Origin of the sequence: Acinetobacter nematophilus (assembly GCF_026344175.1) — a bacterium.
Classification (GTDB): domain Bacteria; phylum Pseudomonadota; class Gammaproteobacteria; order Pseudomonadales; family Moraxellaceae; genus Acinetobacter; species Acinetobacter nematophilus.
Genome location: NZ_JAPKMY010000001.1, coordinates 561249 through 575415, shown reverse-complemented (window position 1 = coordinate 575415; position 14167 = coordinate 561249). Strand labels below are relative to the sequence as shown.

Annotated in this window: 14 protein-coding genes; 11 read left to right on the top strand and 3 right to left on the bottom strand. The window is 39.1% G+C overall.

From position 1 onward, the window contains the following. The first annotated feature begins 28 nt into the window (after positions 1-28). The 9 genes from OSH00_RS02745 to OSH00_RS02705 all read left to right on the top strand — a co-directional run bounded on the left by OSH00_RS02745 (position 29) and on the right by OSH00_RS02705 (position 9644). The gene (locus tag OSH00_RS02745; protein WP_004828034.1) at positions 29-2068 is read left to right on the top strand and encodes a UvrD-helicase domain-containing protein; all 2040 of its coding nucleotides are present in this window, start codon (positions 29-31) and stop codon (positions 2066-2068) included. A 109-nt stretch (positions 2069-2177) separates the two neighbouring features. Beyond that, complete coding sequence (gene dut, locus OSH00_RS02740) at positions 2178-2630, top strand: dUTP diphosphatase (RefSeq protein ID WP_266129133.1); 453 nt, start codon at positions 2178-2180, stop codon at positions 2628-2630. A gap of 235 nt (positions 2631-2865) precedes the next feature. Continuing rightward, complete coding sequence (locus tag OSH00_RS02735; protein WP_266129132.1) at positions 2866-4305, top strand: phosphomannomutase/phosphoglucomutase; 1440 nt, start codon at positions 2866-2868, stop codon at positions 4303-4305. A gap of 59 nt (positions 4306-4364) precedes the next feature. Continuing rightward, complete coding sequence (gene argB, locus OSH00_RS02730; RefSeq protein ID WP_196074707.1) at positions 4365-5273, top strand: acetylglutamate kinase; 909 nt, start codon at positions 4365-4367, stop codon at positions 5271-5273. Positions 5274-5441: 168 nt separating this feature from the next. Then, on the top strand, positions 5442-6227 hold the full coding sequence (locus tag OSH00_RS02725; RefSeq protein ID WP_266129131.1) for a GNAT family N-acetyltransferase: 786 nt from the start codon (positions 5442-5444) through the stop codon (positions 6225-6227). 204 nt (positions 6228-6431) lie between these two features. Further along, entirely contained in the window at positions 6432-7280 is an 849-nt protein-coding gene (locus OSH00_RS02720) for a class II glutamine amidotransferase (RefSeq protein ID WP_266129130.1), read from the top strand. A gap of 284 nt (positions 7281-7564) precedes the next feature. Further along, positions 7565-8020 carry a bacteriohemerythrin gene (locus OSH00_RS02715; protein WP_004828043.1) on the top strand — a complete coding sequence of 152 codons (456 nt, stop codon included), beginning with the start codon at positions 7565-7567 and terminating at the stop codon, positions 8018-8020. A gap of 200 nt (positions 8021-8220) precedes the next feature. After that, positions 8221-9303, top strand: a complete 1083-nt coding sequence (locus tag OSH00_RS02710; protein WP_266129129.1) for an SLC5/6 family protein — start codon at positions 8221-8223, stop codon at positions 9301-9303. 5 nt (positions 9304-9308) lie between these two features. Continuing rightward, positions 9309-9644 carry an RnfH family protein gene (locus OSH00_RS02705; protein ID WP_266129128.1) on the top strand — a complete coding sequence of 112 codons (336 nt, stop codon included), beginning with the start codon at positions 9309-9311 and terminating at the stop codon, positions 9642-9644. A gap of 80 nt (positions 9645-9724) precedes the next feature. Here the strand turns inward: OSH00_RS02705 and OSH00_RS02700 are convergent, their stop codons facing one another. Further along, positions 9725-10123, bottom strand: a complete 399-nt coding sequence (locus OSH00_RS02700; RefSeq protein ID WP_004828048.1) for an outer membrane protein assembly factor BamE — start codon at positions 10121-10123, stop codon at positions 9725-9727. Positions 10124-10235: 112 nt separating this feature from the next. On the opposite strand from OSH00_RS02700, the gene fur reads away from it, so the two are divergent. Continuing rightward, positions 10236-10673 carry a ferric iron uptake transcriptional regulator gene (gene fur / locus OSH00_RS02695; RefSeq protein WP_009585810.1) on the top strand — a complete coding sequence of 146 codons (438 nt, stop codon included), beginning with the start codon at positions 10236-10238 and terminating at the stop codon, positions 10671-10673. 72 nt (positions 10674-10745) lie between these two features. On the opposite strand, the gene OSH00_RS02690 is transcribed toward fur, so the two are convergent. Further along, the gene (locus tag OSH00_RS02690) at positions 10746-11864 is read right to left on the bottom strand and encodes a PilT/PilU family type 4a pilus ATPase (protein WP_196074711.1); all 1119 of its coding nucleotides are present in this window, start codon (positions 11862-11864) and stop codon (positions 10746-10748) included. Positions 11865-11891: 27 nt separating this feature from the next. Next, a complete protein-coding gene (locus tag OSH00_RS02685) occupies positions 11892-12929 on the bottom strand; it encodes a type IV pilus twitching motility protein PilT (RefSeq protein WP_005030845.1) in 1038 nt (345 codons plus the stop codon). Between the two features lie 447 nt (positions 12930-13376). On the opposite strand from OSH00_RS02685, the gene OSH00_RS02680 reads away from it, so the two are divergent. Beyond that, positions 13377-14069, top strand: a complete 693-nt coding sequence (locus OSH00_RS02680) for a YggS family pyridoxal phosphate-dependent enzyme (RefSeq protein ID WP_266129127.1) — start codon at positions 13377-13379, stop codon at positions 14067-14069. Positions 14070-14167: the final 98 nt, after the last annotated feature.

Below are 14167 nucleotides of genomic sequence, written 5' to 3'. Positions count from 1 at the left end.
CGAGCTCGAAGTTTTAAGAGGATGAACAATGTCGAAAGCAAGTCAACTGAATGACAAGCAACTTGAAGCCATGAAATATACTCAAGGACCCTTGTTAGTACTTGCGGGGGCGGGTTCAGGTAAAACCTCAGTAATTACAAGAAAAATTGCCTATCTTGTTCAACAGTGTGGTATTCCTGCTCACAGGATTACAGCGATGACCTTTACCAATAAAGCTGCACGTGAAATGAAAGAGCGTGTAGGGAAATTGTTGGGTAAAGAAGAAGGTAAAGGACTTTCTGTATCTACATTCCATACCTTCGGTTTAAATCTACTGCGTATAGAGCTTAAAAATACCCCACTTAAAAATAATTTTTCTATTCTTGATTCGGATGACTGTAAACGAATCCTCATGGATTTAATGCACCGTGATAACTTATCAGGTGCAGAGAGCAAAGATTTGATTGCCAAAGCCATGAAAAAGATATCAGACTGGAAAAATGATCTGATTGTTCCTGAGCAAGCTCATACAACGTGTGAAACACCCGAAGATGTCCAATTCGCCCATTTGTATCAGTTATATGAGCGCAATCTGCGTGCTTATAATGCAGTAGATTTTGATGATTTGATTGTGATGCCAACACGTCTATTGCAAGAAAATGCAGAAGTGCGCGATCGTTGGCAGAATCGAGTGCGTTATTTGTTGGTAGACGAATATCAAGATACCAATACTGCCCAATATATTTTGGTGAAATTATTGGTTGGCGTGATGGGGCAATTCACTGCCGTAGGCGATGATGACCAGTCCATTTATGCATGGCGTGGGGCAAAACCTGAAAACATGGCATTGCTTAAAGAAGATTTTCGTAATTTAAAAGTGATCAAGCTTGAACAAAACTATCGTTCAACCAGCCGTATTCTAAAAGCAGCCAACCATGTAATCGAAAACAATCCACATATTTTTGATAAAAAATTATGGAGTGATAAAGGACATGGTGAAGTGATTCGAGTCATTACTTGCCGTAATGATGATGATGAATCGGAACGTGTTGTAAAAGATCTGCTTACGCATAAATTAATGAATGGTAAGAATTGGAAGGATTATGCGGTGCTTTATCGCGGTAACTTCCAAGCTCGTGTGTTGGAAACCCAACTTCGACAAATGCAGATTCCCTATAAGTTATCCGGCGGACAATCGTTCTTTGGACGTGCTGAAATTAAGGATGTCATGAGCTATTTACGTGTCATTATCAACCCTGAAGATGACAGTGCATTCTTACGTATTATCAATACACCTAAACGCGCCATTGGACCAGTGACATTGGAAAAATTGGGACTGTTCGCACAGGAAAATCATCTGTCTTTATTAGCTGCAGCCAGCGATCAGCGTTTGACGATGGTGATGCCAAAAAAGGCAACAACACAGTTGGCAGAATTCGCGGGTTTTATCAATGATTTTACCCGTGAGCTTTTGGATGACGATGAACCTGTGCCTAAAATTCGTCAAATGATGAATGAAGCTGGTTATATTGACTATCTCCGTGAAACTGCGGCGACACCAGCGCAAGAAAAAACCAAACTTGATAACGTTGAAATGCTGTATACCAGTATCCAGAGTTTAATCAATCGTGCAGAAGATGTAGATGAAAAGAACATTGAAAGTGTGATTCGTAAAATGGTTTTACTGGATATGTTGGAACAGCAACAGGAAGATGAAGACACAGACAAAGTCAATCTTTTGACATTGCATGCTTCAAAAGGTTTGGAATTCCCTTTTGTTTACATCATGGGCTTAGAAGAAGAGCTGTTGCCGCATAAGAACTCGATTGCTGCAGAAACCATTGAGGAAGAACGCCGTCTGATGTATGTGGGCATTACCCGTGCCCAACAAGGTTTGACTTTAACCTTGGCTGAGCAGCGTAAAAACGGTGGGCAAATGAAGCAAATGACACCGAGTCGTTTTTTAGATGAACTCCCGCAAGACGAATTGGATTGGTTAGGTCGTAAGAAAAAACTTGCTGAAAATGTTGATCCTAAACAACAGGCTCAACAGTATTTACAGAATCTAAAAGCGTTATTAAAGCGCTAATTTTAAAATATGCACTTTGCTTGCCTTGTTGACCTGTTTGTCAATACACAGTCAACTTTGCAAGAAAGCAAAGTGCGTTTAACTTTTTTATTTAAGCAAGGATTTCAATATGAAAGTTCAGGTAAAGGTACTTGATCAACGTTTAGGTCAGGCATGGCCGATGCCTACATATGCAACCACAGGTTCTGCGGGTTTGGATTTGCGCGCATGTGTAGATGAGGAGATTCAAATTGAACCGGGTCAAACCGTTTTAGTGAAAACAGGAATGGCTATCTATATCGAAGATCCTCAATTTGCCGGCTTAATTTTACCGCGTTCGGGCTTAGGTCATAAGCATGGGATTGTATTGGGTAATTTAGTTGGATTGATTGATTCAGATTATCAAGGTGAATTGATGGTTTCGGTGTGGAATCGTGGTCAAACAACCTTTACTTTAGAACCAGGTGAGCGCTTAGCACAGTATGTGTTGGTTCCTGTGATTCAAGCACAATTTGATATTGTGGATGAGTTTGAGGCGACAGAACGCGGCGCTGGTGGCTTTGGTCACACAGGCAAAAACTAGCCGTCTTAATAATTGTTTAAAAAGCCTGAGTGATCAGGCTTTTTAAGGTGTTTTTTTGATATGTAACAAAAAGTATGTATAAAACCCTGTAGAAAACTGAATATATTATGAAGAATTTGTGGATAAATTGCATAGAACCCTATAATAAATTCTTAAATAAATGAATTGTTTACTCATCATGACCCAAATGGAAGTTGAGTAATAATAGTGGGCTGGCAAATAGAAGTTTTTGCTTATGATGAAAATGAATGATTTTCCTTTTCAAATTTTCCGTGCATACGACATTCGTGGAAAAGTTGAAACGATGAAGCCTGAGTTAATTCAGGGCATTGCTGATGCCTTGGCAAATCAACTCATTGAAAAGGGTCAATCACAAGTGGCTTTGGGCTACGATGCACGTTTAAGCAGCCCAGTTTTTGCTCAAATTATCAGACAAGTATTTCAAAATAAAGACATAGATGTAACGGAAATAGGCTGTTGTTCCACACCGCAGTTGTATTTTGCCGCACGTGATACGCAGGGAAATGGCATTATGGTGACTGCCAGTCATAACCCTAAAACGGATAATGGCATAAAATGGATTATCCAGTCTGAGCCACCATCTCCAGAAATGATCCAACATATTGGGGTTCAAGCCGAACAATATCTGCAAAATTTGCAGTCTGTGGAATTCGTGCAACAATCACAGTTTCCAACCCCATCGCATCAAATTAAATCCGAGTTCTGTTTATCTTATCAATCTACATTACTGAACGATATTCAATTAAAAAGACCTTTAAAAGTGGTAATTGATGGCTTGAATGGTTCAGCTGGATTTTGTGCCAATCTTGTGTTGAAGAAACTCGGCTGCGAAGTGATTGCATTGCGTTGTAACGCAGATGGCAACTTTCCCGATCATGCACCTGATCCATCACAAGCGACACATCTGGAATTATTACGCCAGAATGTACTCAATCATCAAGCTGATATTGGGATTGCCTTGGATGGTGATGGAGATCGGGTTGTTTTACTCGATGAAAATGCGCATATCATTTCGGCTGATCGACTCTTGGCATTATTTGCACAAATGTGTTTAAAAGATCATCCGCAACATGAAATTGTTTTTGATGTGAAATGTTCTTCTATGGTACGTCAGGCTGTTGAGTGCTTGGGTGGACAAGCGAAAATGATTCGTACAGGCAGTAGTTTTTTACGCAAGTATATGTCTCAGTCCAAAGGACATGCCGTGTTCGGTGGAGAATATGCGGGTCATTATGTGTTTAATGACGGGCGTGGTCTTGGCTATGACGATGGTTTATATGCGGCTTTGCGTGTGATGGAATACTTATGCCATTTTCCGCAAGCCACATTGTCAGAAATTTTAGCATCTTACCCTGATCGTTTTTATACTGAAGATACCTATATCAGTACCCATCATACTGATCCAAAAATTGTCCTGAATGAAATTGAGCATCTCAGTCATCAGTTTGGTGCTGAATTAAGTAAAATTGATGGAGTTCGACTTGATTTTGAACATGGATTCGGCATTATTCGCGCATCCAATACGGGGGAATATTTTACCGTCCGTTTTGATGCGGACTGTCAAAATCGTTTAGATGAGATCCGTCAGACATTTGCGTCTATGCTCAGTCATCGCTATCCTATGATCGCCCAAGATATTTTACAGGCGCACTGATTTCTTATACGATCCGTATCCATCGGTCTAGTCGCTATAGCTCATTTAAGGAGAGACGAATGCCACACCAGCACACTGGCATCGACAAAGCACAAATTTTGACAGAAGCTTTGCCGTATATTCAACGCTTTTCAGGTAAAACGCTAGTGGTGAAGTATGGTGGCAATGCAATGACTGACCCGGCATTGGAAAGTTCATTTGCACGCGATATTGTTTTGTTGAAGACTGTCGGTTTAAATCCGATTGTTGTACATGGCGGTGGTCCGCAAGTGGATTCCTTATTAAAACAGTTGGGGCGTGAGTCTGATCGTATTGATGGCATGCGTGTCACTGATCCAGCGACCATGGAAGTGGTTGAAATGGTTTTAGGCGGGAGTGTGAATAAATCAATCGTCAACCTGATCAATAAGCATGGCGGTCGCGCAATTGGTTTAACCGGTAAAGATGGCAATTTATTACGTGCCAAAAAGCTGTTGATGGAAAAAACCAAAGAAGATGGTACAGTGGCTCAGATTGACTTAGGTCTTGTTGGAGAAGTGACTGGCGTAAAGACGGATGTCTTGGAAATGTTCACACAAAGTGATTTTATTCCTGTCATTGCACCACTTGGTGTGGATGAGGATGGTCAGACTTATAACATCAATGCGGATTTGGTGGCAGGTAAAGTGGCAGAAGCTTTGGGCGCTGAAAAACTGATCTTGTTGACCAATATTAGTGGTGTTTTAGATGAAAATAAAAATCTACTGACTGGCCTCAGTACGCAAGAAGTTGATCGTCTAATTGAAACAGGGGTGATCTATGGCGGCATGATTCCAAAAGTGGGATGTGCTTTAGATGCTGTGAAAGGCGGTGTCGTCAGTGCACATATTGTTGATGGGCGAGTGCCTCATGCAACCTTGTTGGAAATCTTTACCGATCATGGTGTAGGGACTTTGATTACCAATCGCTCAAAGCCCAATAAAGTATAAATTTAGTTTTGATATGAGCAAAGCCAGTGTTTCTACACTGGCTTTTTATTGGTTCATGGATTTATCGCCTATTGACCATTTGTACTGTGTTTTAAAATGGTCATTTTTTCGTCATATAAGTGTCATGTGGATTGCCTAGTGTAAGTAAAAGCTCAAGGAGTCTAAAATATGTTCGCAAAATTAAATCAGTATCGCCAGAACTTCCAGAACTTCAATTTACCTTTACCAAAACCTAAAAAAGCACAGTCACAATATAAATTTGAATGGGTTGAAGACCTTAAACAGCTTAAAGAAGTACAAAAATTCCGAGCAGTTCAATTTGCAGATCAGTTTGGTATTCAATTTGAAAACGGTTTAGACCAAGATCTTTATGACCTTGATTGTGAACATGCCGTACTACGAGACAAGTGGAGCAATGAAATTGTGGCTTATACCCGTTTAAAATTGATCCAAGGACATGAACTTGCGCGTAGCTATAGCGCGCAAGAATTTGATGTTTCACAGTTCTCAGACTTATCAAATATTGTTGAAATTGGGCGTACCTGTGTCCACCCTCGCTATCGTAATGGACGTGCACTGTCGATGTTATGGTTAAATTTAGTTCCTACGGTACTTTGGAAAATGAAAGCCAAACATCTGATGGGCTGTGTCAGCATCCGCTTGGAAGACAATAAAGCACGCGCTTACTACACACATCAACATCTTAAAAAAATGAATGCCAAACAGTCGATTGATGTTAAGGCTAAACCCGCTTTTGAACCCAGCCATCCAGAATATAGTTTTCCGCAAGATGAAAGAATTCCAAAACTATTTGATGTGTATTTAAAAATGAATGCGCGCTTATCAAAACAGGCATATCATGATGAAGCATTCAACTGCCTGGATTATTTTGTATTTCTAGATGTAAATGAAGTCGCAAAGAAATTTGTGCTCAATAAAATGGTCAATCGTTAAGCTTAATTCATTGGGATATTTTTTAGTTTTTATTGGGGCAGGATTGGGGTGGAAACTGAATACTGTCCCTTTTTTGCCATTAATGGATTTAATTTATTGGTCTAATATCCGCTTGGTTGCTGTTATTTTCAGTTATTGAGATTTGCAAGCCGAGTCGGAGTCATGCACAATATTCTTATAAATAAAACGCTGTATGAATACATTATGTGCCAATTGCTTGGAATGAACTGTGCTACACCTACCGATATTACATTTTCGTTTCGTGGGTTTTCTCAACGTGCAGGAATTACCTCCGATCATTCTGATGGTTTTGGTATCGCATTTTTTGAAGATAAAGCCTGCCGTCTATTTGTAGATAATCAATCGGCAGTGGTATCACCGATTGCTGAGTTGGTACGTAATTATCCGATTAAATCGCGAAATGTGATTGCGCATATTCGTAAAGCAACACAAGGTAAAATCACCTTAGAAAATTCACATCCTTTTATTCGGGAACTGTGGGGAAGACAATGGATTTTCGCACACAATGGTGACTTACATAATTTTCATCCACATTTATCAGGGCGCTTTACGCCTGTAGGCAGTACAGACAGTGAATTGGCATTTTGCTATTTACTTGAGCAATTGGTTTTAAGATTTGGTTATTTTGAACCGAGTTTAAATGATATTTTTGCTTTGCTTGAAGAAATCTCTCCTAGAATTGCTGAATATGGCACTTTTAATTTCTGTCTTTCAAATGGGCAAGCTTTATTCAGTTATGCGACCACAAAATTGCATTGGATTGTTCGAGAGTATCCATTTAAATATGCACGTCTAATTGATATCGATGTCGATATTGATTTCAGTCAATTTACCACCAAAGAAGATCGTGTTGCTGTTATAACGACAGAACCATTAACTCAAAATGAAGTATGGACAGCGTATAAACCCGGTGAAATGATTTTATTTAAAGATGGTAGGGTGATAAAAACAGCAACAACCCATGTGGAGCGTTTGGCGCGAGAAGCTGATGATCCGAGTTTGATCAGAATAACCAAGGCAGATCAATATTAGTTTAATATTAATTGATGAATTGAAATAACTATGTATTTATTCTAATGAATTAAACCTGTAAATATATAATTGAATAATTAATATAAATCATTTAAATTTTAATATTGGTTAAAAAATATCTTACTCTTTTAGTTTGATTAATAATATATATTCAGTATAAACAATAGCTTAAATAATAATGCGTTTTTTTTAATGAATCCCGAGTAATACAGTTCATTTTTATTTGACTTAATTCTCGTTAATATGAATTTTAAAGGTCAAGATATTATTTTTAAGGTGATCGTATGAAGATGAAATGGATTCCAGAATATAATACTGGTATCGATGTGATTGACGATCAGCATAGAAGGATTTTGGATTACATCAATGAGATTGATGAAATTGGTATCGCAACGGATCGTGTTCGTATTAAACAAATACTCGATAATATTATCGACTATACGCAATCACATTTTACATTTGAAGAAAGTTTACAAGAAGAAGCGGGGTATAAATATCGTGTGCCTCATAAACGTGTACATGATTTATTTATTAAACGTATTGAGAGTTACCGTGAAAGTTTTGAACAAGGTCATTCAATCGAAAAAGAATTACATGAAGTCTTGTCTAAATGGTTAATTAATCATATTCAGCACGATGATGCTGATTATGTTGGGGCTGTGAAATTAAATATGATGGGAATCATCAAGGAAAATGAAAAGAAAAAAGGCAAAAATTGGTTTGCACGATTTTTTTCATAGCCTCATGCTGATTTCAGCCTAAGTTATGAAAATGACCAGCTCTCTAATTAAAAAAATTCAGAGGGGATAAAAAGAAATAACAGCGATTATAAAAAAGTCTAGCGCAGCAAATCATCGAGGGGTGGTTTGCTTTTTTCTTTTAAGCTTTGATTTTCAGCATCGACAAAGGCAAAATAGCAGAACTTTTTACGAAACACCTCATGCAGGATAATTCTATGTCACGATGGTTATCGCCGCTCATGGCATTTTGTCTATCATTTATGATTATTGCAGGCTTAGCACCAAGTTTGGATATTCAAATTGATCGACAAATTGATTTTTGGATATTGTGGTTAGTGTCAATGCTGATTTTGGCATTGCCGATTACCTATTTAGAAGTAGCTTTAGCAAAACGCTCTAAAACAACCGCACTTAATGCCTTGTCTAGCTTAACTCGTGACGCAGATGCATCACAATCCTGGCGTATTGTTGGGTGGTTGGCAGTCATTTTTATTCCATTCCTTGCAGGGGGCATACTTTCAAATATTAGCGCCAGTGCTGTAAATATTGTGCAAATTCAAGTTGCTCCGCATTTGCTTTTTATTGGCAGTGCTGTGGTTGCTTTTGCCTTATCTTTTATTCCGCGGCAGTTTTTAGTTGGTTTAACAACAGTCGGTGTACTGGTTGCTTTGGTTATGGCTCAGGTTTTTGGAACAGGTTTACAAACTTGGCATGTGACACCTGTTGAGTTCAAAGAGTGGGGTAATGCCACAATTTTAGCTTTGGTTGCTACAGGGTTGGGCTTAGGATTGTATTGGCAAACAAGTTTACTCAATGTACAACAGAGCAATGAGGCGACCAAAACGGCCATACCGATCTGGATTGCGCAATTGATTGCAGTGATTGCATTTGGTTTCTTTGCGGTTTCATCACAAATTCCTGCTTATACCTTATTGTTGACTGCGATTATTTCCGCTGCTCTATTATTACAATTGGGCAGAGAACAGTTAGTGCAACGCCAAGTGGCTGTGGTGATTCAATTTGCAGTGCTTTTGGTGGCATTATTTATTTGGGCGATTCCAAACATTGTGGTGATATTTAATCCATTGCTAATGGTCTGGGGCTTGGTGATTTGTTTGATTTATTCAATTTTTGTGGGTTGGATGATGAAAATTAGCCACTTACGAAAAGCGATTAATTTTAGTTCAGAAGCCTTTTATAATATTTGGCGTATTGCTGTGCGGATTATTTTACCTTTAGCCATTTTACTGGCATTGGTTGCTTATATCGGACAATTTATTTAAGGGCAATGGTGAATCAAGTGGATAAAATTTGGGTGGCTTATGCAACCGAAAAGCAACAATTTCACATTGAGTTACAATTTTCTCAGGGGATGAGTATTGCTGATGCAATTGCCCAAAGTGGTCTGACTGAGCAAGTAGAACTGCCTGAAAATTTTAATTTCGGCATCTTTGGTGTCAAGATTAAAGATCAATCCCATCTGCTGCAAGCAGGCGATCGCGTTGAAATTTATAGAGCTCTAACCATTAACCCCAAAGACATTCGTCGTAATCGCGCCAAAGCCAATCCTGTTGGACGTTATTGTCGCGGTAATCGTTATCAGCAGCTGTTATTCAAATCTTAACTGGTTAAGCTTATCGCTTTAAACAATTGAATGCATATGAAAAACCCCTCAATGAGGGGTTTCTTTTTATGACAAAGTGTCTATAGTGGGGGCGCATTCAATATCGCTTCTTTAGAAGCGGGTAAACCAGGTTGTGACTCAGGAATGGTTTCCAAACCTTCGATTTTGTTTACAATGCCTGATTGATCAAAATAAACCTTTAAGTGTTGACCATGTGCTGCTGGAATTTTTGCTTTTTTTGCATAGGTTCCAGGGATATAGTTGTAAATGTAATCCCAACGTCCAGGATTCATTGGATCTGAAATTGTTGGGCTACCGAGTAAGAATCTCACTTGCTGGTAGGTCATACCGACTTGAATTTTTGAAGCTTGAGCTTGGGTTAATGGTGTTCCTTGAGGAATATCAACTTTGTATACTCCAAATACAGAACAACCACCAAGTAAAGAAGCGACGAATAACGTCAGCATGATTTTTTGCATTTTGCTACACTATCCCAAATTAATTATGATGCAATTGATCCAAGGATAGATCATACTGCATCTCAACTCTGTTGCATATTCCAACTTAAAATTTGTTGAGAGACCTTTTTATATGCCTATTTCAAATCAAGATTTACGCAAAGCTGGACTTAAAGTTACCCTACCACGAATCAAGATTTTGGAATTATTAGAAAATTCAAGACAACACCACTTGAGCGCGGAAGACATTTATAAAACATTACTCGAACAAGGTGAAGATGTTGGTCTAGCGACCGTATATCGTGTGTTAACACAATTTGAGGCTGCTGGAATTATTCAGCGTCATCATTTTGAAAACAATCATTCTGTTTTCGAAATTATGCAAGAAGATCATCATGATCATTTGGTTTGCCAAAATTGTAATAAAGTCGTTGAATTTACTAATGATACCATCGAGCATGAACAGCATGCAGTTGCTGAGAAGCATGGCTTCCAGTTGACTGGTCATTCTCTAAATCTATATGGTTACTGTGATGAGCCTGAATGTCAGGAAGCTTATCGTAAGCGTTAAAATCACATAAATACAACAAATGAAAAGGGAGCTTTTAGAAGCTCCCTTTTTATTTTAAAGATTTTGTCGCGTTTATTGACCATCAAAAGTCAATTTGCTGTTGGCATTCAATAACTGTGCACCACCTTCTTCATCCAGTTTGATCTGTAAACGTAAATCGTTGGGTGAATCGGCATGTTTTAGCGCATCTTTATAGGTAATCTGACCTGCTTTATAAAGATCAAATAAGGCTTGGTCAAAAGTTTGCATGCCCAATTCGCGAGAACGTTTCATCAAATCTTTAATTTCATGTACATCACCTTTACGAATCAGATCTGAAACAAGAGGGGAGTTGATCAGAATCTCGATCGCTGCACGACGTGAGTTGCCATCAGGTGTTGGAATTAACTGCTGTGCAACCATGGCTTTAAGATTGAGCGATAAATCCATAAACAATTGACTATGACGGTCAGATTCAAAGAAGTGAATAATACGGTCAATGGCTTGGTTGGCATTGTTGGCGTGCAGAGTGGCAAAAACCAGATGTCCTGTTTCAGCGAAAGCGATCGCATAATCCATTGTTTCACGTGAACGAATCTCACCAATCAGAATAACATCAGGGGCTTGACGTAAGGTGTTCTTCAAGGCAATTTCAAAAGAGTCGGTATCTATACCGACTTCACGTTGAGTGATAATACAGCCTGCATGTTCGTGGACAAATTCGATCGGATCTTCAATGGTAATGATATGACCTTTAGAGTTCTGATTACGATAACCAATAATTGAGGCGAGCGATGTCGATTTACCTGTACCTGTTGCTCCAACAAAGATGATAATTCCACGTTTTGTCATGGCAAGATCTTTGAGAATAGGCGGCAACTTCAGCTCATCCATGGTCGGAATTTTGGTTTCGATACGACGTAAAACCATACCTGGCATGTCACGCTGTTGAAAAGCGCTGACACGGAAACGAGCCGTTTTATCCCGGTTGGTAATCGCAAAGTTGCATTCGCGCGTATCGGCAAATTCTTTACGCTGCTTTTCACTCATGATTGAGTTAAGCAACTGCATGATGATTTCACCGTTTAACTTGGTTTTTACTACCGGGACAATTTGACCATTAATTTTCATGGATGGTTCAACATCTGCGGTAATAAATAAGTCGGATGCTTTCTGCTCAATCATCATGTTGAGCAAGTCATTAAAGTCCATCTTCTAAGCCTCAATAATCCATCTTATTTATAGGAATGATTCTGGTTGTTTTGCGACATTTCGTGCCACTTGAGGACTAATCACGCCTTTGGCAACCAGTGCTTTCAGGCTCTGATCTAGCGTTGTCATACCATAATTTGCACCTGTTTGAATTGCTGAATACATCTGTGCAACTTTATTTTCGCGGATTAAGTTACGGATTGCTGGAATACCAATCATGATTTCATGCGCAGCAACACGCCCCCCTCCATTTTTCTTTAACAGAGTTTGAGAAATAACGGCCTGTAAAGACTCTGAAAGCATGGCACGTACCATGTCCTTTTCTTCAGCAGGGAATACGTCAATCACACGGTCAATGGTTTTTGCCGCAGAAGTGGTATGCAGGGTACCAAATACCAAGTGACCTGTTTCTGCTGCAGTAAGTGCAAGACGAATGGTTTCAAGGTCACGCATCTCACCGACCAGAATAATGTCTGGATCTTCACGGAGTGCAGAACGTAGTGCTTCGTTAAAGCCATGTGTATCACGATGTACTTCTCGCTGATTGATCAAGCACTTTTTAGACTGGTGTACAAATTCGATTGGATCTTCAACAGTTAAAATATGGTCATAACGATTGTCATTGATGAAGTCAATCATTGAAGCCAACGTGGTGGATTTACCAGAACCTGTTGGGCCGGTAACCAAAATCAAACCACGAGGCAGGTCGCAGAGGTCTTTAAAAATTTGCCCTAGACCTAAATCTTCCATCGTCAGAACTTTGGATGGAATGGTACGGAATACTGCACCCGCACCGCGGTTTTGGTTAAAGGCGTTGACACGGAAACGGGCAACGCCGGGAACTTCGAAAGAGAAGTCCGTTTCTAATTGTTCCTCAAAATCACGGCGTTGTTTATCGTTCATGATGTCATAGACCAGTCGGTGAACTTCTTTATGTTCCAACGCTGGTAAATTGATACGGCGGACTTCACCATCAACACGAATCATCGGTGGCATACCTGCTGAAAGATGTAAGTCAGACGCACCATTTTTAACGGAAAACGCCAATAATTCTGTAATATCCATAATGTCCCCGAATAAAAAACTATTTGCCTAGGGTGAAGATGATTCATCTATGTCTGTGATTCAGCATATTCTTTAGTGTTACTCTGCGTGCAGGAGCAAATTTAGTTATTCTAAATGATGAGAAACTACATTTCGCAAAGTAACAATGCAACACTAAAAATATCCAAACTTCTGGTTTTGTCGTGCATGAAGAACAAAGTAATGCTTTGTTCTTACACTGGTTATGGCTAAAATTATTTCAAACTGTGTTATGAAATTTTAAAATAGTTTTGCTATTCTTTATATTTCACTCATGGTTTGATTAATTTTTTACCTGCCACATACAAGCCATTGATGTACAGTCAACATACCCTGATTATTTTGTAGAATAATAAGGCTTTTCACTCAGCATAACCAACAATTTAATTGCTTGGAAGCTGAAATTTTTATGAAATGAGAACCCCGTCAATGAATGATCTAAATCAAGCTCGAAATCATGTATTAGCGCAAATTCAGGATGCCTGTTTGGCTGCAAATCGTGATCTGGGAGAAGTGCAATTATTGGCGGTTTCTAAAACACATCCGAGTTCATTATTACGAGAAATGTATAGCACAGGGCAACAGTCGTTTGGAGAAAACTATTTACAAGAAGCTTTGGATAAAATTGAAGATTTAAAAGATCTGAATATCGAGTGGCATTTTATCGGTCATGTACAACGCAACAAGACCAAACATCTGGCTGAAAAATTTGCATGGGTACATGGGGTAGATCGTTTTCTTATTGCCGAACGTTTATCAAAACAAAGAGAAGCAGCTCAAGCTCCTTTAAATATCTGTTTGCAAGTGAATATTGATGCGCAAGACAGCAAAGATGGTTGTCAGCCTGAGGAGGTCGTTGAGTTGGTAAAGCAAGTCAGTCTGTTGCCTCATCTAAAGTTAAGAGGGCTTATGGTGATTCCTGCACCGCATCATACTCAGGCATTTCAAGATGCCAAGCAGCTATTTAATCAAGCTAAAGTTCACCATGCTCATCCTGAAGACTGGGATACCTTGAGTATGGGAATGTCAGGGGATATGATTGAAGCCATCGCAGCGGGCTCAACTTTGGTACGGATTGGTACGGCATTGTTTGGTGCACGAGATTATTCAAATAAAAAATAAAGCCATATCCAGCGAAATGCTTGAAGTAGAACACTGTATTTGTGATGGTTTTAAGTCTATTTTAATTTATTTTTAATGCTGTAACCGTATAAGGCATG